At 56.2% G+C, this 17460-nt stretch carries 17 protein-coding genes and 2 pseudogenes; 6 read left to right on the plus strand and 13 right to left on the minus strand.

The features are described from left to right. The first annotated feature begins 258 nt into the window (after positions 1 to 258). Together DXT96_RS24810 and DXT96_RS24815 are read left to right on the plus strand one after the other, a co-directional pair. Positions 259 to 1413 (plus strand): nucleoside triphosphate pyrophosphohydrolase family protein, encoded by a 1155-nt coding sequence (locus DXT96_RS24810; RefSeq protein WP_153516910.1) that lies wholly within the window; start codon positions 259 to 261, stop codon positions 1411 to 1413. Beyond that, positions 1410 to 2084 carry a uracil-DNA glycosylase gene (locus DXT96_RS24815; RefSeq protein WP_371418995.1) on the plus strand — a complete coding sequence of 225 codons (675 nt, stop codon included), beginning with the start codon at positions 1410 to 1412 and terminating at the stop codon, positions 2082 to 2084. The genes DXT96_RS24810 and DXT96_RS24815 overlap by 4 nt, the downstream gene beginning before the upstream one ends. 21 nt (positions 2085 to 2105) lie before the next feature. Here the strand turns inward: DXT96_RS24815 and DXT96_RS24820 are convergent, their stop codons facing one another. The 7 genes from DXT96_RS24820 to DXT96_RS24850 all read right to left on the minus strand — a co-directional run bounded on the left by DXT96_RS24820 (position 2106) and on the right by DXT96_RS24850 (position 7795). Next, a complete protein-coding gene (locus DXT96_RS24820; protein ID WP_210251602.1) occupies positions 2106 to 2864 on the minus strand; it encodes a hypothetical protein in 759 nt (252 codons plus the stop codon). After that, complete coding sequence (locus tag DXT96_RS24825) at positions 2836 to 3522, minus strand: C1 family peptidase (protein ID WP_153516911.1); 687 nt, start codon at positions 3520 to 3522, stop codon at positions 2836 to 2838. Before DXT96_RS24825 ends, DXT96_RS24820 begins: the two co-directional genes overlap by 29 nt. Continuing rightward, a complete protein-coding gene (locus DXT96_RS24830; protein WP_153516912.1) occupies positions 3519 to 4535 on the minus strand; it encodes an ImmA/IrrE family metallo-endopeptidase in 1017 nt (338 codons plus the stop codon). Before DXT96_RS24830 ends, DXT96_RS24825 begins: the two co-directional genes overlap by 4 nt. A gap of 6 nt (positions 4536 to 4541) precedes the next feature. Next, entirely contained in the window at positions 4542 to 4913 is a 372-nt protein-coding gene (locus DXT96_RS24835) for a helix-turn-helix transcriptional regulator (RefSeq protein WP_153516913.1), read from the minus strand. Further along, positions 4910 to 5245 (minus strand): hypothetical protein, encoded by a 336-nt coding sequence (locus DXT96_RS24840; protein WP_207903414.1) that lies wholly within the window; start codon positions 5243 to 5245, stop codon positions 4910 to 4912. The genes DXT96_RS24835 and DXT96_RS24840 overlap by 4 nt, the downstream gene beginning before the upstream one ends. A gap of 169 nt (positions 5246 to 5414) precedes the next feature. After that, on the minus strand, positions 5415 to 6296 hold the full coding sequence (locus DXT96_RS24845; RefSeq protein ID WP_153516914.1) for a hypothetical protein: 882 nt from the start codon (positions 6294 to 6296) through the stop codon (positions 5415 to 5417). Between the two features lie 2 nt (positions 6297 to 6298). Beyond that, on the minus strand, positions 6299 to 7795 hold the full coding sequence (locus tag DXT96_RS24850) for a hypothetical protein (protein ID WP_371418996.1): 1497 nt from the start codon (positions 7793 to 7795) through the stop codon (positions 6299 to 6301). 868 nt (positions 7796 to 8663) lie between these two features. Between DXT96_RS24850 and DXT96_RS24855 the strand changes: the two genes are divergently transcribed. After that, the gene (locus DXT96_RS24855; protein ID WP_194287742.1) at positions 8664 to 9581 is read left to right on the plus strand and encodes a hypothetical protein; all 918 of its coding nucleotides are present in this window, start codon (positions 8664 to 8666) and stop codon (positions 9579 to 9581) included. Between the two features lie 44 nt (positions 9582 to 9625). Here DXT96_RS24855 and DXT96_RS24860 read toward each other — a convergent pair whose 3' ends face one another. Continuing rightward, on the minus strand, positions 9626 to 10150 hold the full coding sequence (locus DXT96_RS24860; protein WP_153516916.1) for a DUF6428 family protein: 525 nt from the start codon (positions 10148 to 10150) through the stop codon (positions 9626 to 9628). 2 nt (positions 10151 to 10152) lie between these two features. Here DXT96_RS24860 and DXT96_RS27435 point away from each other — a divergent pair. Beyond that, positions 10153 to 10497, plus strand: a pseudogene (locus DXT96_RS27435) (chloride channel protein); the annotation flags it as partial. A gap of 27 nt (positions 10498 to 10524) precedes the next feature. On the opposite strand, the pseudogene DXT96_RS24870 reads toward DXT96_RS27435, so the two are convergent. From DXT96_RS24870 to dsbD, 5 genes and pseudogenes are all read right to left on the minus strand, one after another. Then, positions 10525 to 10990 (minus strand): annotated as a pseudogene (locus DXT96_RS24870) (hypothetical protein). 175 nt (positions 10991 to 11165) lie between these two features. Next, the gene (locus DXT96_RS24875) at positions 11166 to 11774 is read right to left on the minus strand and encodes a DsbA family protein (RefSeq protein ID WP_210251605.1); all 609 of its coding nucleotides are present in this window, start codon (positions 11772 to 11774) and stop codon (positions 11166 to 11168) included. Beyond that, the gene (locus DXT96_RS24880) at positions 11774 to 12331 is read right to left on the minus strand and encodes a L,D-transpeptidase (protein ID WP_371418997.1); all 558 of its coding nucleotides are present in this window, start codon (positions 12329 to 12331) and stop codon (positions 11774 to 11776) included. Before DXT96_RS24880 ends, DXT96_RS24875 begins: the two co-directional genes overlap by 1 nt. Before the next feature lie 163 nt (positions 12332 to 12494). After that, positions 12495 to 13295, minus strand: a complete 801-nt coding sequence (locus DXT96_RS24885; RefSeq protein WP_153516919.1) for a TlpA disulfide reductase family protein — start codon at positions 13293 to 13295, stop codon at positions 12495 to 12497. Then, positions 13295 to 15112 (minus strand): protein-disulfide reductase DsbD, encoded by a 1818-nt coding sequence (gene dsbD, locus DXT96_RS24890; protein ID WP_153516920.1) that lies wholly within the window; start codon positions 15110 to 15112, stop codon positions 13295 to 13297. The genes DXT96_RS24885 and dsbD overlap by 1 nt, the downstream gene beginning before the upstream one ends. Before the next feature lie 115 nt (positions 15113 to 15227). On the opposite strand from dsbD, the gene DXT96_RS24895 reads away from it, so the two are divergent. Then, entirely contained in the window at positions 15228 to 15887 is a 660-nt protein-coding gene (locus DXT96_RS24895; RefSeq protein WP_153516921.1) for a response regulator, read from the plus strand. After that, positions 15884 to 17266 (plus strand): ATP-binding protein, encoded by a 1383-nt coding sequence (locus tag DXT96_RS24900; RefSeq protein ID WP_246670646.1) that lies wholly within the window; start codon positions 15884 to 15886, stop codon positions 17264 to 17266. Before DXT96_RS24895 ends, DXT96_RS24900 begins: the two co-directional genes overlap by 4 nt. Positions 17267 to 17460 lie beyond the last annotated feature (194 nt).

Below are 17460 nucleotides of genomic sequence, written 5' to 3' on the forward strand. Positions count from 1 at the left end.
CAACGCCATGATCTCATGATTGCATGTTTACGTGAAATGATAGTATCATGGTCTCATGAAACATCCAGCGGTTGCTTCTGATGAGGAGCAAGAAGAATATCTTCAGGTTTTGATCCCCGCTTCAACCAAGCGGCAGCTGGATATTCGATCCGCTGAGACACGCGAGCCTTTGCGCATGGTTGTCCTTCGTGCCCTGGATGCGTACGGCTTCACAGTTCCGGCAGGGTCTATTGCCGACAGACGCAGGACGCGCAAATCATGACCGAAGCCTTTACCCCGCTGTCAGTCGATGAATATGCAGTGAGGGCTCTAAGGACCGATCAGCGAAGCGATGCGGGGTCGATGAATTTCCCGCTGTTGGGTTTGTTCGGAGAAACCGGCAGCCTGCTGAGTGAAGTCAAGAAGAAGCAGCGGGACCAAACCTCCTATATTGGATACGCAAGCGCGGTCGCGGAAGAGCTTGGCGACGTCCTGTGGTACCTGACTGTCGTCGCCGAACGGGCCAATATTCCCTTGTCGGAAATCGTCGTCGGCGAGAGAAGTGCTCACAAGGGCACGCTGTCATTCTCGGCAATTCAGCCTGAGATCATGCCGCGCCGGACGCAGCCGACGCCGGCATTTGAGAGAACATTGCTGCAATTGGCTGGCGCCGTTGGCAGCCTGTTGGCGGACCATGAAGCGGGGCGCCTTTTGAAAGACCACCCGGCGCTCGTGGTGCGCCTGAAAACCGTTATGGGATATCTTGTCCAGGCTGCCAGTGAGTCCGGCACCACGCTTGAAGCCGCCGCTATCAAGAACTTAGCAAAGATTGACGACCGATGGCCGGCGGAACAGATCCATCCGGATCTCCTCGATTGTATGGCCGTTCCCGAAGAGCAACTCCCCCGCGATCTACGCGTCGAGATCTTCGAACGTGAAGTCGGGGCGCGACGCTATGTTTTCCAACGTTGCAACGGCTTGAATATAGGCGACCGCCTCACCGACAACGCGATGACGCCCGATGACTACCGCTTTCACGATGTTTTTCACTACGCCTATGTCGCTGCCCTTGGCTGGTCCCCCGTCATCCGCGCTCTTTTTAGGCTCAAGCGGAAAAGCGCAGCCAAGATCGATGAGGCACAAGACGGTGCCCGCGCCATCCTGATCGAAGAAGGCGTCACGACTTGGATTTTCGGCCAAGCTGTGAATCTAAATCTTTTCTCTGGTATGGGCGCGGGAGATCTGCCATTCGACCTGCTCAAACACATCCGACAGTTCGTCGGCGGCTATGAGGTAGAGACGGTGCCACTTTGGCTTTGGGAAGACGCGATCCTCCAAGGATATGCAGCCTTCCGGTTTCTACGGGAACACCGCCGAGGGCTATTGCATATAGATACTGCGCAGAGACGCCTCACGATCGAGGAGCTACCGTGATCACACCTCACTCTTTCACAGCCGCACTGGCCGAACTTGAGCTTCCGAACGTTTTTAATCCTTATCGTGAATGTTGCCCCACGCATGATCGAGCCGATGCAGATCAGATCCGTCGCGACAATTTCGAACGTTGTCTCGAGGCGGCGTTGGAAGCTCATGTCGATACAATCTGGATCGCACGGGACCTTGGCTATCGTGGTGGGCGCCGTACCGGGGTCCCTTTGACGGACGAAGTGCATCTCAATGATGCATCCCGCCTACTCGGAGGGGTCAGGCTCGAAAGAGCGACCACCGGTCCGGTTGTCGCAGAGCGAACGGCGGCCGTCGTATGGAATATGCTGTCGGTGATCGATGAACCCGCCGTCCTCTGGAACGTCTTTCCTTTGCACCCGTACGAAGCCGGCGACCCCTTTTCGAACCGATGCCACACTCGGAAGGAACGCGACATAGCATGGCCGTTCCTGACCGCGCTCATTTCGATGATCCGGCCCCGCAGGATCGTCGCGATCGGCCGGGACGCTGGCCTCGCTTTGGACGGAATCAGCGTTCCGGTATCCACCGTGCGACATCCCAGCTACGGAGGTCAGGCCGACTTTATTTCCGGTCTTCGCAAGATCTACGGCCTCACGGCCACCAGCCGACAGGGAGTCACTCTAGAATTGCCCTTCTAGATTTACACAGCCGTCGCGAACTTACGCCGAGTCAAAATCGGCAAGCAATTTCTCGATGTCAGGTCGCTTCGTCGTTTTGCCTGGCTGGTCGATAACAGCGTGCGTTGAGATCACGGTCAGGCTTCCGAGTTCAACCTCACCTTCCCGGGCAACAAAATCCATCAACCTGCCTAACCCGATCAGGTTTCCAAGCAGCTTCTCGATGTAATAATGGTTTCGGTACATGACAGTGAGGTTCAGCTTTTTCCGATTGCCACTCTGAGCAAGCTTGAAGCTTAAAAAGCTCAGGCACTGACCGCCGTAGGGCGAGTCATCGATGTCGCGGAGGGGATCGAAAATGGTCAACTCGAACTTGTTTAGAGCGGTGACGTCAGGATCACGAATTCGTCTGACGATGTCCCAGAGCGGATTTGGCAAATTGTCACTTCCTCCAGGGAGGTGGGTCATCCGCTCGAAGTAGTAGCCCGACCATCGGTCGTTCTTGCGCACCTTCGACAGAACTTTTTCATCGAAGACTTTAAAAAATTTCGGCGCGCCGAAGCTATAATAGAGGCTTTGCGGGAAGATCGTATTTGCGACGGCCTCGACGGCCTTCTCGTGCTTTTCAAGGAAGGTATTGACGACAGCGATTTTCGGATTGGCGCGATCGGCCCCAGCTACGGGGTTAACAACATCAATGATTACATTGTGCGCTTCATGCCCTGGATTTGCATCGACCAAACGGACGGCCTCACGCCACGCGGTTTGGCAATCAGGCTGCGGCGGAACTGCCAGATACATCTACGTCCTCCAGTAACTCGAGCGCGCCCCACAGGCGCGGTCCTAAAAACTCTTCTGTGAGCCAAGCATAACCAGACGCTCCCCATCGCGGACCCCAGCTGTTTCGCACCAGCACGGAGCGCTTCTCATCGACAAGGCCGTGCGCCACGGCAATGACAGCATGTCGACGTTCTGGCTCGGGTTGCTCCCCGATCGCCGGCGTGACTATGGCTTCGCTCGTGGGACGGAAAAAAGAAGGAGACAGCGTCAAAAGAAGCACCAGCGGTATCCCTCGATCGATCCCACCGATTACGTCAGTGATCGAAGCCCGCATCCCGCGGCCGTTGCGACCGTAAAGCGAGATAACAGTGCCAGGCGGGTACCATGTACTCTCGTCCACCGGCGATTTAGGCAAGTATGGCCAGCCACTTTCTTCGGGCTGCCCCACCTTCTTCAAAGCGGCAAGGATTGCAGCCGGTAGAGCGCCTTGCGTGGACAAACGGCTCGAACGCCGCTGCGCCTGGAAAAACAAATATTCGCAGGAGAGCGGCGACCAATCCCCGCGCGCGGCCGCGTGGGTGTCGCTGGTGGCGAAGGCGAGGCAAGTAGGCCGTGCGCCTTGATTTCGCGCCGGCCCAAACAGGGCGCGCAGGTCTTTTTTAATGACGATATTGCTCATGCCGCCTCAAGCAAATCCCGACGTTCTGCCCGTGACAGCCCTTCCTCCTCAGGCCCTGTGAGATCGAACTCTACCTCAAGAGAGGTCAGGGGCGCGTCGTCGGGATCCCAGGGTCGGCGTTCGTCAATCGCCATCGTTCCGCGATAAGAGGAAGTTGGCTGGGCGGTGACCCGGCGCACGACGGGCCCACCAACCCCGTCGCCATCGACAGCCTCCAGCTCCTCGCGCACGATTGCAAATCCGCTCGCGTTCAACTGATCCATATCCCAGAGATAACCGCCGCCGCTATGCTCTTTCAGCCGCAAAACAAAATGATCATTGCGACTACCGTCTATGCGGGTGTCCGCATCTTTTTCCGTGAGCAACCAGACATCGCCGCGATAGTTCTCGGGCTCATAAGGCTCCAAAAGGCCGGCCTTCAGTTCTCGGGGTTTGGTCAGCAACAGCTCGCGCGCAAGTTTGCGATCAATGAGATTATTGCGAACAAGCGTCCAGCAAGTAGCTTCATAGCTTGCGCCCAATCGAAGCGCAAATTGATAAACCGTACTGGGGCGCCGGAAATTTTCGACCGTCCATCCTTGCCGCATCATGTGCCAGCCCAAAAGCCATGCTGGCAACATGAAGGCTGTTGCGAAAGCATCCGCTTCAACTTCTTGAAGGTCAGACGCCGGTTGCGCATTAATCGGCATCCGTCGCAACATGCTCTCGTCGTCCAAACTCGGCTCGTGTTTCATAATATAATGACCCAGCTCGTGAGCGGCGGTGAACCGCTGAATGCTCATGGGGCGTTCCGTCGTTACCAGAATGCCTGGGGATGGCTCATTTAAGAATGCGCCGAGCAATCCCTTGAGCGGTCGAAGCAATAGCGTCACGTCAAGTTGATGGATCGCTTTGAACACGTCGACATTTCCGCCACGTGCTTCAATTGTCTCTTTCAGGGTCATATCCCGGTGGATCCGTGCCGCCGCCATTGCGCCTGCCCTCACTGCCCCTGCATAGTTTTGCGCGACCATTCAATATCACCTACTCGTTCGGGATCGCGAACTCAGATATTCAGCAAATTTTCCGAGCTCCGCCCGGTCCTGAGTCGACAGGTCTGCAGCGCGTCTTGCCAAATGGGCGACATCAACGGGAAGCTCTGATGTTGTCTTATCCTCACCCGTGAAATAGCCGACAGGCTGGCGATAGAGTTTCGCCAAACGACTGAGTTCGATGGCCTCCACCTTGCGTTGGCCATTCTCAATATCTGTCAGAGCGGTTCGCGGGATCTTGAGATATTGAGCAACCTCTTCTTGCTTCAACCCAAGATATTTCCGAGAATCACGAAGGCGTTCCCCCAATCGTCTCCGCTCGACATCATCATCGTCCTGAGTTATCGCGGAACTCTTCATACCTTGATACCTTTGTGTTTTTTCCACCTATCTTCGATTTTCGGCAGCAGCTGCTGAATGGCCTCGTCGACCGATGAATATCCTCCCGATTTTACGACTTTGTCGGGCAGCAGGAATCCGAGTGTGGGTTCGACATTGCACAAGATCGATACCACAACCAACGAGTCTATCGGAACTGGCATGCTCGAAATAGCAGCGATAGACGATGGCAGAACAATCCCCTTCATCGCCGCCTCATTCTTGATCGCGTCAACCAGATCAGCGCGCAACGTCGCCTCGATTGACGACGTGGGGAATGTAACACTGCCAAGAGTAGCGGTTGTCGTTGACACATGAAACTCCCGTCGCGAACTAGGACATGGACCAGCTATAAAGTCGGAAATTCAGACATGCAAGAGTTTTCTTACAGCCTCTGGCTGTCATAGAACCGCATGGCTCAGTTCGCCGGCAAGATGACGTTCGTAAATGAGAGCGGATGATGCCCACTCCGTCTCACATGACTCAAGCTTCAATTGCATCAAAAATCGCCCTGATTATTTTCGGACTGCGAAGATAAGCAGAGATATCATGACGGTCGTCTTCATTATCAATTATATCGGTCACGTCTTCGACGCCCTCGAAGCCGATTGAATTCTTTGTGATGGCCTTACCCATCGTCACGAAATCTTCCTTGTTACGACCATTAACCCACCGCGCAATCGGTGGCGTCGGGAGCCGGCCCCGTTTTGGGAGGATCGGTCGGAACATGTCCACGCTCAGTGGCGATCCAACTGTCACAAAAAGCGGAAACGAGCGCCCCGCAAGTGCCTGCCCCGCAAGCATCCTGTAGCTCACGACCGAACCCAGAGAATGACCGATCACGATGGTCGGATCCTGCTTTCCGGTAAAGACCTGCTTTGCAATGGTGCTTTCGATTTTAGCTGCCAATGCCGGATCGCCGATATAAATCGCTGCCTGTCGCAGAAACAGCCTTGCGACATATTTCCCTTTTGTCGGGAGCAACCTCTCCAAGACCTTGGCGAAGGCAATCACCCATCCTTCGTGGGGCACACCCTGGGCCACGGCTTCCGGAGGAATGCCCTCAGCAATTGCTGCGGCCTGAAGCTCTTCTTCGCTGACATCGGCCTCTTCGGCATACGCCCTAAGAAATTCAATCGCTAGACTGGAGCTTACGTCGCCGCCACCCATTTCGACGGCGGCCTTCTTTCCGTCGCTGGCCTGCGCGAGGATGTCTGCGTAATAAGCGGTGTCGACGGTAAACTTCCTGGTTGGAGCGAGCTGCTGTTCCTGCCAACCCTTTTCAAGGGCCGATAACCATCGCTCTTTGATGTCTTCGCTCGTATACGATTCATTGTTGATCCCATGAATAAAAACTAGTCTCACGATCAATCTCCTCTGAAGGCAGCGGTGATATATTTGACGGCGGAGCGACCGGTGAACGTAGTCACCGGCGATGGCGCCAGATGGTCGATGAATCTCCAGCAACTTTTGTGAAACGGATGGCGGCTCTCGCGGAGATAGGGCCATCCCACCCGGAGAACAGGCGCTAGACCAGCGACGTTCCCGAATGCTTTGTGAGTTGCGACTTGCGTAAAGTTCGGCTCACCTCGATCTTGTTCAAGAGCTTTTGGGACCGCAGGAACCTCTGCCGAGAATCCACGGTCGCCGCGGATAAGCTCAAGTCCCCCGAGCATGGCTATATCGAACGGAATTGGTTGGTCATGGGTCGTGTAATAATAGGCCATGCGCCGGATGTTATCGATATCGCCGACCGTATTGTAGAGATAGGCAGCAACGATACCCATCATCGGGTCAAGGTGCTTTGCATACCGTATTTGGCCTGCAATTTTTTTGGCGTCCGCAGATCGCAGGTATCCCTGTGAGAGGCCTTTCAGTGCCTCCGCGGAGTGAAGCAGCCGGTCGTCACCGGAGTCACCATAAACAGGGATCCAGCTTAAAAATTCTAGGCCCTGTTCGTCACCAAAATTCTGGACGGATGTCACGACGTGCATATCCGCAAATATCGGAACGAGGCTGAGCGAGCGGTCGCCGTAACACAGACAAGCGGTTTCGCTTGACCGATGCATTACGTTTTCGAGCTTGAAAATATCGACCCGCGACCCGCGGATTTCCGCGTTCAACCGGCCGCGCACCGGCGCCGGTCGGCGGCCTTGAAGGAGAATGCTAGGCCGGCCGCTTCCGACAATTGCAACCGATGGATTGTTGGGGCTCGCTTCGCCGAGCTCCTCCGCAACCTGTCTCACTAGGGGCGCGCGCCACTCCGAACGGGACAGCTCAAACCGCTCTGCTTGGCCCCGCTCCACACGCTCCTCTTCCTGAGACCGGTACTGCCTGCGAAGGGCCACGGCCATTTCGCCGAAGATCGAGCTCCCTGACGGTTGTCGGCCTCTCTCGTCTTGCACAGGTCGACTATCGCTGAAGTCGAGAGCGTCCTCAAGGTCGAAATCGAATATGTAGAAGTCTACATTATCGTCGCCAAAGGTGAGGCCATCACTGTCAGGATCATCATCCGGAGCAGTTGAATGTGTAAACTCTTCGTAAATGTGATTAAGTGGCCGAAATCCTGGGTCGCACTGTGGCGCCTGTTGGCGGTCAACTCCCAACGCGGCTGCAGGTACGTTATCCTCGAGGTAGTCGGACAGGCTTTGACTCGTTACCGCATGTCGGTTCAGTTGCGATAGCAGCGGATCAATATTCACGCCATCCGGCGCCGAAAGCGCCTTGATCAACACGGACGAGAAAATCAAATATGCTGGCTCGCCGCCTGTCGCAGGCATTGCGAAGGAGCTGGTTCCTTCTCGGCAGGAATAGAAAATATCCTTCTGCGGATTGCGGGAGCTGCCTTCGAGACGGTCAACCACCGGATCCCCTGTCCCGGAAAGCACTCCTGACGACCGGCAAGCATCACTTATGAATGCGATCTGCAGAGGATCATAGGACGCCAGTACGTCACGGAAGGCATTAGCGCTTATTCGATCGCGAGACTGGTTTGGGCCTGGCGACAATATCCAATACTGATCAGGCCACGCAGCGATCCCATGCCCGCAGAAGTAGACTACGATTCGGTCACGATCCAATAAAAGTGTAGGATCTGGTTCGTCCTCGTGGTTCGGCGTTAGCGTTTCCCGGATACGGTTGACGGTAACGGGAGCTGTCCTGTCGTCTATTTGAACGACATCATAGTTCCGTCCTGCCCAGGCGCAAATTCTGTCGTTGGCCTCCAAAACTCCCGGAAGGGTTGCCATATAACGCGGCTTATGAACGGCAATCCCAATAAATAGCGGCTTACCCACCTGAAGTATCTCCCAAATACTATTTACAACTACCGCGAAAAAATTCGCCCCGCAATAAAGTCTGCACTGTGGTCCTAGGGTATCTTGGATAAGGTGGGCGAACGCCTTCTCTCTGGATCATTCAACTCGCACTGGTCGGGAAAGAGAGTAGACGGAACGGTTTCGCCGGAGGCAGACGCTCCGCGTCCCCAATCGCGTGTCTATGTGAAGCTCTTTCGATCTCTTCTCGGCAAGACGATACGAGATTGTCGTTAGCAGTCGCCGGAGCAGGAAAAAAAACAATTAAATTAATGCTTTAGTCAATCAAAGCTTGTGGCCTTGGTTCGTATCCGTTCAAGGCGTGAAATCAGCGCCTGCTGTCCGATTTCATTCAAGGCCTCCGTATTTCGCGTCTAAGCCGGTAGATGCAGGGCGTTCATAATGATAGCAAAATAGGATGATTACCGCGACCGAACTACGGACACTGGATGTCTTTCCCGAAAGACCTAATACGCGGCCGTCCTATATAAGCGCCGCGAGCGGTCTGGTCTGCGTCGGCTCACACATTTATGTCGTGGCTGATGACGAGCTATATCTTGGTGTATTTTCCGCGGGCGACAATGAGCCGGGCCGTTTGATCCGCCTATTTGCGGGTGACTTGCCCATCGTCAAAGCTGATCGAAAACGCCAAAAGCCGGACCTGGAGGCGATCGTGTTCATTCCAGCTTTCGAAGAATTTCCGTGTGGTGCTCTGCTGTCTCTGGGGTCGGCATCGAGGCCAAACCGCGGACGAGGTGTTCTTCTTGGTCTTGATCCACAAGGTGCAGTTAGTGGTTCACCCGCGCAAGTCGATATGGCGCCGTTGCTTGGCCCACTCCTTCAAGCGTTTGCCGACCTCAACATCGAGGGAGCAGCCGTGGTTGGCGGTGAATTCCTGCTTTTTCAGCGGGGCAACAAGAAACATATCGAAAACGCGATCATCCATTATCCGCTGCTGCCGGTTCTCGAGGCTGTGCGAGGTCCCGGTACCGCTGCGATTGCGCCATCCGCCATCACGAGGGTGAATCTCGGTGTGATCGAGGGCGTTCCGCTCTGCATCACCGATGCGGCGGCTCTACCCAATGGCGACGTGGTGTTCTGCGCCGTGGCGGAAGACACCGACGACGCGTATCTGGATGGACGTTGCGTGGGGGCCGCGATCGGGATCGTCGACACGACAGGGCAGTTGCTCTCGCTGCACCGGCTCGAACAGCCAGAGAAGGTGGAAGGCATTAGCGCTCACATGGGAAATGACAGGCTGGACCTGCTTCTCGTTACCGATGCGGACGACCCCGCAGTACCGGCAAAGCTCCTGTCAGCATCCTTTCCCCTATAGCGCTGCGGACCTCTAATTTTGCGGACGCCAAGTGTGCTGCGGCTTTATCCGCAGCATGTGTTTTCGGCGGCGCTCAGTCCGCGACATGCTTGTGTTGTCTTCCGGTTCTCCTGCTCAAGCCAACGATCGCGCGGCTTGCAGCTTGCCGGACGCGGCGCGAGTTCAACATGCAATGCGCCATCGCGAAGCCTTGGCATCGATCCGCAGTAGAGCTGCATTGGCCGGATCCCATCGCTCACCTCAAATGTCAGTTTCGCCGATCCATCTAGCTTTACGTGCTCCGAGACCTTGCGGATGATCGCCGCGAACTTGCCCGCTGGCATATGAGTGCGGTCGCCTTCCTCAATGTCCCACTGCTGCAAGAAGTTTTCCGACCAGGCTTCCGGGTTGGCGCCGCAATCAAGCGCGGCGAACTGACCGGCTTTCACCTCGGTGACATGGTAGCCGGGCTTCACCGGCCGGCCGTCGTAGGAAAAGATCAGCGGCACATCGCGGGCACCGTCGATGGTGTCCAGCAACCGGCCCAGGCTGATGTCCAGTTCCAAAAGGGACTTGTCGATCGCGTGCATAGGAAGCCTTTCCAGTTGGTGCCGCCCAAAGGGTCATTCTGGTCGACGATGCTGGCAAGTACGCGGGCCTGGTCATTGTACCGGAATTATACGCAGGACTGGTCGATCGCGAGGAGGGCGGAGATAGAATTACGGACTCTGCAAGGTTTCAGAACGACGTCCTGCAGCCGCACATGAATGCACGCCAGGCGGCGATGATGTTTGACAAGACCCAGAGTGAAGCGCTTGCAGTCGTAAACGATCTTGTTTAGCGGAAAGTCGTCGGGCAGCTCAGCGAAAGTCAAACGTTGCGCCGTTACAGCGAGGAACTCGATCGCCGGCACCGCGAATCGCCCGGTGAATTTTAAAACGCCGCGTAAGGTGTCGGTCGCCAATCAACGCGTTTCGACGGGTAAAAACTTCCGAAGGCCAACAGCACGCAATATCGTCGACATTTTTCCACCACCGTCTTGGGTAAAATCGCCGCGAAGGGCTTTAAGAGCGTATCTTTCTTGACCGATCTCCTCAGCGGTGCGGAAACCAAGACGGCGAAGAATGGGAAGCGGAGGACACCAAACGGTGTACAGCGTGCTGAAACAGAAACGCAGTCACCACAGTGGGCAGGGCCAGCCATCTTCGATCAACCGTGGCAGCCAACATCACACCGGTAAAGGCCAGCGTGGACGCGTTGGCCTCCAACGTGCGCTCGACGTCCCATTCCTGATCAAGTTGTTGAAGCCTTGCCTCAATCTCATGCGGATGGACTTCATAGTAGCTCAGCCGATCCTCGGTCTCCTTGCGAATCCACTCATTCACTTCATGCGATGTATGCCGTTTTACACGCGATGCGGTCGAAGCCATCTTACTTTCCTCCTAGCGGAGAAACCGCTTTTGACAAGAAATGTTCCGTCGCTGCCTTGCGAGTTTTTACAGATAGGAGAGGAGAGGAGAGGAGAGGAAGTGCACTGCAGCGCCTCACCCGCTCAAAACTTAGTCGAAGCAATGGGCTTCCTCTTGGCCGAGTTGGTCAAACACGTCAGGCGCGCGCCTTGGCAATTGCATCCTTCAATCCCTTTTCATCAAGTACGCCCGGATAAATCGTCTTGCCGATCACGAATGCCGGCGTGCCCGCGAAATTGAAGCCCAGAGCCTGGTTGTAATTTCGGTCCAGAAGTCCGGATATTTTCTTGTTGTTCTTGTTCACAGCGACAGCGATCTCCTTCATGGAAATGCCTGCTCCCGTCAGGGTCTTTTCGACCATCTCCTCAGACAATTTTCCTTTGGTCTTCATCAGCGCTTCAAAGGCGATCTCATATTTTCCGATTTGGGCCGCGCCGAGCACTGCTTGAGCGGCGAATATCGATGCGTTTCCGAAAACCGGCCAGTCTTTCATGATCAGCCGTACGTCACCGTCCTGCTTGACGACCTTGTTCACCATCGGGTGAGACGACTTGCAATATGGGCACTGGTAATCAAAGAATTCGACGACTGTGACTTTTCCCTTGGGATTACCAAGCACTGGCGCCTCCTTGTCGAAGAAAACCTCGTTCATCGACATCTGCTGAGCCCCGACACTGCGGTTCATAAGCATAAGGCCACCAGCAACTGCCAGGCTCGTGGTCAAAAGATCTCTTCGCGAAAACATCAAAACTCTCCTTTTCCGGATTCTTCCGGTCCAAGCACAACGACGCGGGAACCCTTCGGAACGCGGCTATGCAAATCGATAATGTCCTGGTTGAGCAGCCGCACGCAGCCAGACGAGACGGACTGGCCGATCGACCACGACTCATTGGTCCCGTGGATGCGGTACAGAGTGTCTTTCCCATCCTGATAGAGATAGAGAGCCCGCGCTCCAAGTGGATTGGCGATGCCGCCCGGCAAGCCGTCGGCCAAGGGACCATATCGATCCGGTTCTCTCTTGATCATATCCTGCGTCGGAACCCATCCGGGCCATCGAGCTTTACGCTCGATATCCGCCTCTCCGGTAAATTCCAGACCAGCCTTTGCCACGCCGACGCCATATCTCATCGCCTTTTCGTTCTCCATGACGAGGTAAAGAAACCTCGCGTGAGGATCGACCACGATCGTTCCAGGAGCGTAGCTGGTGCGGTAGTTGACAATCTGGCGGACATTCTTGGGGTCCATCTTGGCAATATTCACTGCGGGTATAAGGCTGTCGCCGTCCTGAACTGCGCCATACATGGCTTGCACTCCGGGATCGACAGCAGCAGCTTGGACGCGCGTGGAATGCATCGAGGTCTGAGCGCAAGCGGAAAGTAGCCCTACCAGCGCGGCGGCAGTCAAGATACGCACCGGTCTGCGCGGGTGTGGCGGGCGGAGTAGAATGTTCATTGAAGTTCCTTGATCATTTCCCCAGGTCCGAGAGCGCTTCCGAAAGCGACTCCTTTGAGATTTCTCCCAGATGAGACGTCGCTAGCGTTCCATCAGCTCTGACGAGCAGCGTTGCAGGTAGGCCTTGAGCTCCATAGTGGCGGGACAGTGCGAGAAACGGATCGAGCAGGATGACGTCAAGCTTGATGCCTGCGCTTTGCAGATAGCGCTCGATTGCCTCCCGGTTCTCGCCCTGATTGGCAAAGATGAAATCCACCTCCGGATTGTCACCGGCCATCTCCGCGAGCATCGGCATCTCTCGACGACAAGGAGGGCACCAGGTCGCCCAGAGATTGATGACCGCTGGTCGGCCAATTCTTTCGGCAAGTACCACCGTCTTTGCGTTTTGCAGAGCTTGGAAAGGTTGGGTCGGCGCCCCCGGCGCAATTCCACTGCTTGTGAGGGCGTTGATGACAAACCAAGCGAAGAACCCGGCCGCCACCGCGCCACCCGCCCAAGGGACGTCCCGTAGAGAACGCGCAGCTAGCCACGCGATCCCAACAGCAACCCCGATTGCTGCGCCAGCGAACGAAAATCCGCCCTGCCAAACGGCAAAGACGCGCCAGGGTTCTTCGGCAAAGCTCGCAAAATGATAAGCCACGTGACCGACGCGGGCTCCAACGAGCCCGGTCAAAACGGCTCCCGTTGTCCATGAACTCAGCCGCGGCCTGTGACGAGAGAGCAACGAGCCCACCGTCAGAAAAATAATAATTCCGACGATTACAGCGAGCCGCTGCGCATCGAAAGCGAAGGGGCCGATCGAAACCGAACCCATTATTTCAGGGTCCTTGCCTTGAGCGCGGCTTCCGCGAGATCGTCAGCCGAAAATTCCCCAACAAGCCGTGTGGACGCCGCTTCCTTCCGATCGCTCTCCAGAAACAACATCGTCGGCGGCCCGATGACCTTCAACTGGGACATCATTGCCTGTTTTGCAGCGTCGAGCTGGCTGATGTCCAAGGTTACCAAGCGAACACCCTGCAACGCGCGCGCGACCTCCGGCGACGGCAAGACCGAACGTTCAATGCTGCGACAGGACACGCACCAGTCTGCCGTAACATATAGTAGCGTTGGCTCCTGTACGGGGGCCTCGTCGATCAGTTTGATGAGTTCGCTTGTCGATGAGGCTTTGGCAAACATACCCTTCTCGATCGAAGCGACAGATGCCGATCCAGTTGCTGATCGCAGTGGAGCAAGAGGGTTCAGTGGATCGGTCGCACCAAGACCGATGCCGACAAAAAGGAGAGCACCCCACAATATGGAGGCAAGGCCGGCTGTCCGCGACAAGACGACGAGGCCCGGGCGTTGTGTGGCGGTCGCTGTTGTAAAGACGAACACCCCAAATGCAAGAGCCAAGAGTGCCCAACCCAGCAATACGAGGCTTTCTGCAAAGAGGGGTGAGGCCAACCAAAGAGCAGTTGCGAGGAAGAGAAATCCAAAGATGTGGCGAACATTCTCCATCCAAGCCCCCGCCTTAGGCAGAAAATTGCTGCCTGCGGTTGCCATGACGATAAGCGGAATACCTTTGCCCATACCCAGCGCAAACAACGCCAGTGCCCCAACTGCAACGTCGCCCGTGCGCGCGATATAAAGCAGGGCACCGGCGAGCGGCGCCGTGACGCAGGGACCAATGAACAACGCGGATGAAAACCCGAGTATCATCGCGCCTGGCACGGACCCTCCGCGCTTTCGCGTCGGCGCCATGCGTGCTGTGATGCTGGCCGGAAGCTGGAGGTGGAACAGCCCGAAATTCGAGAGTGCCAAGATGACGAAAAGTGTGGCGATCGCACCGACCGCATAGGTCGATTGAAGAGCGATCTGGAGGTTTTGGCCGGACCAGGCGGCTGCCATGCCCAAAAGTCCGAAGGCACCGGCGAGTGCCAGCACATAGGATGAGGAGAGAACGAACCCCCGCCGGGCAGTCAGCGTTTCTCCTTCCCTCGCCAGCATAGCCGCCACAATCGGATAGATCGGAAATACGCAAGGGGTGAAGGCGAGGAGAAGGCCGAACCCGGCGAAGCCCGCAACCAGCAGGGTCAGCCCGCCGTCAGCGAGCATGCGGTCGATCATCGTCTGGGCATGATCGTCAGAAAGGGTAAAATCCGGCTCGTCAGCGATTTTAGAAAAGGCTGAAGACACCTGCGACGCGCTATTTGTCTTCAACGCTGCAAAAGCTTGGCTGTCTCCAATCCTCAGGGTCGTCATATTGACGGATTTCGTGGTCGGCGGATAGCAAAGTCCGTGATCTTGACACCCCTGATAGGTCACCTGGAACGAGTTGGGTGGGTCGGAAATCGTCGCTGAAGCGGACTTGTAATAGATCTCCGTGCTTCCGAAGTTCGGATCGTCCTTTGTGGTGCCGGGCATTGTTTGAAGATCGAGCGACTTGTCAGCATCATCCTTGGCGCCAAGGTATTCGCGGTAGAGATAATAGCCGTCGGCAAGCTGCCACCTGACTAATGCCCGTCCATCAGCGGTGCGTTCGACAGAAGGCTTGAATGCTTCGTCCATCGGCAAAGGCGCATCTGTGGCACTCGCTGCCAGTGCGGTTATCAGGAGCGCTATGCCTGCCAATACGAACGAGGCGATTCTCATCCACCATTCCTTTTATCAGTTCAATCTATGCGGCAGGGATCTCGTCGTGAGCTTAAGACAGGCTTAAGGTGAGTAGCGGAGAGACACGACGACTTATCAACTCACGGAGGCGTGATTGCGCATACTTGTGGTCGAAGACGACGCGGTTCTGTTAGACGGGCTGCGCGAAGGCCTGAAATTGGTCGGCTTTGCCGTGGATGGTGTCGCAACTGTCTCCGACGCAACAGAAGCGCTTGCCAACGACACCTTCGACGCTGTCGTTCTCGATCGTATGCTGCCTGATGGGGCCGGCCTCGATGTGCTCAAGACAATTCGCCGCGCCGGCAATACGACCCCCGTCCTGCTTCTGACGGCAAAGGACGAAGTCGGCGATCGGATCGACGGCCTCGACGCAGGTGCTGACGATTACCTCGGAAAGCCATTTGATCTCGACGAGGTTGCGGCGCGTCTGAGAGCGATTACACGACGCTCGGGTGGGCGCGCCAGCAGTGAGCTCACCGTTCGCGGCCTCAGACTCGATCCGGCCTCCATGTTGGTCCAGTGCGGCGGTGCGGAGGTGAGCTTGTCTCGCCGTGAGTTTTCGATCCTTCACGCACTGATGGAAAGCCCGCAGGTCATTCATTCCAAGCAAGCGCTGGAGCAGCGGCTTTACGGTTGGCAGGAAGATGTCGAGAGCAACACGATCGAGGTACACATCCACAAACTAAGAGCCAAGCTGGGCAGCGCCGCAATCGAGACGGTGCGCGGCGTTGGGTACCGGCTGGGCAATTCATGATGCGGTCCATTCGCCTGCGTCTTTTCGTCATTCTGCTTGCGTCGACGGGGGCCGTGTGGCTGCTCGCGGTCCTGTGGACCTATTTCAGCGTGCAACATCAGGTCGAAAAGGTGCTGGACGCGCGCTTGACAGAGGCGGCTCGCATGGTCAGTTCGCTCATCACGGACCACCATATCGATGTCGCAGCAGCGGTAAATGCGGCAACCGCGACCGATGTCCCGCTTTCGTTCGAAACGGAACAAGGCGATTACCGGCGGCAGCTATCTTGCCAGATATGGTCTCTCGAAGGCCAGCTCGTCAGTCGCTCGGAAAGCGCGCCACGTATCTCGCTCTCGGACCATCAGGACGGCTTCAGCGAAACGCTGGTCGATGGCGCGCGTTGGCGCGTTTACGCTGTCGTCAATCCAACGCTGAATGTCAGGGTATTGGTAGGAGACAGTTTGGAAATCCGCGATCGCCTTGTTGCCGATGTGGTCAAGGGGCAGCTATTCCCAGCTGTTGCCATACTTCCGGTGCTGGCGCTACTGATCTGGCTGAGCGTTGCTCAGGGTCTCAGGCCGCTCAACCGGATAGCATCATTGATTGCAGGACGCTCGGCCGACGAGCTCCATGCGATCGGCGAAACAAAAGCGCCGAGCGAGATCAAGCCGTTGCTCACATCGCTCAATTCTCTCTTCCGCCGCGTAGAGGAAGCGCGCGACCGCGAAAAGACGTTCATCGCGTATGCGGCCCACGAATTGAAGACCCCTCTCGCCGGCCTAAAAACGCAAGCGCAGGTCGCTTTGCGCAGTGAAGACAAGAATGTCCGTGCAAAAGCTCTCTCGCAAATTTCGAAAAGCGTGGACCGAACGGGAAGGCTGGTCCGCCAACTGATCGATATGGCGTCCGTCGACTCTGCGGATCGAAGAAGCGATTTAGAAGCCGTCAATTTCCCCCTCATGTTCGCGGAACTCATCACCGACCTCGATTCTCTTTGCAGCCGGGCAAAAGTTGCGGTGATCGTCAATGAGCTGAACGTTGGCGAGCTGAGGGTACGAAATGCCAACCTGCTGCGGCTGGCATTACGCAATGTTGTCGAGAACGCGGTCCAGTCCTCTCCGCCGAACACAGTCGTGCTGATAAACAGTCGGATAAACGGCGAGAACGTCGAATTGGAGATAATCGATCATGGTGCTGGTATCGATCCGACTGAGCTGACCAAAGTGCGGGAGCGATTCAAGCGAGGCCATGCAGCGGCCGGCGAGGGGAGCGGCTTGGGACTGGCGATTGTCGATATGGCGATGCTGAAACTGGGTGGTGGACTCAATTTCAAAAGAGTCTCGGACGGTTTTGCTGCCGTACTAGCGCTTCCTCTCGAGAGAAGCGATGCTGACGCCTGATGTAGATTGCCGGCAAATCAATTGTTTCAGCGGACAAAACCAAGCACCCTCTCGCGTGCCGTTGACAGCAGAGAGCAAGCCAGCAGCTTCGAAGCGAGATCCTTAAGTTGCTTTTGGCCTGCCTCGGCTTTGCAACTCTCTATCTGACGGCCAGGGTTCTTTGCTTAAAGTCAAATCTGCTGAGCTCATGGAAC

The organism is Agrobacterium sp. ICMP 6402 (assembly GCF_009498615.1).
Taxonomy (GTDB): Bacteria; Pseudomonadota; Alphaproteobacteria; order Rhizobiales; family Rhizobiaceae; genus Agrobacterium; species Agrobacterium burrii.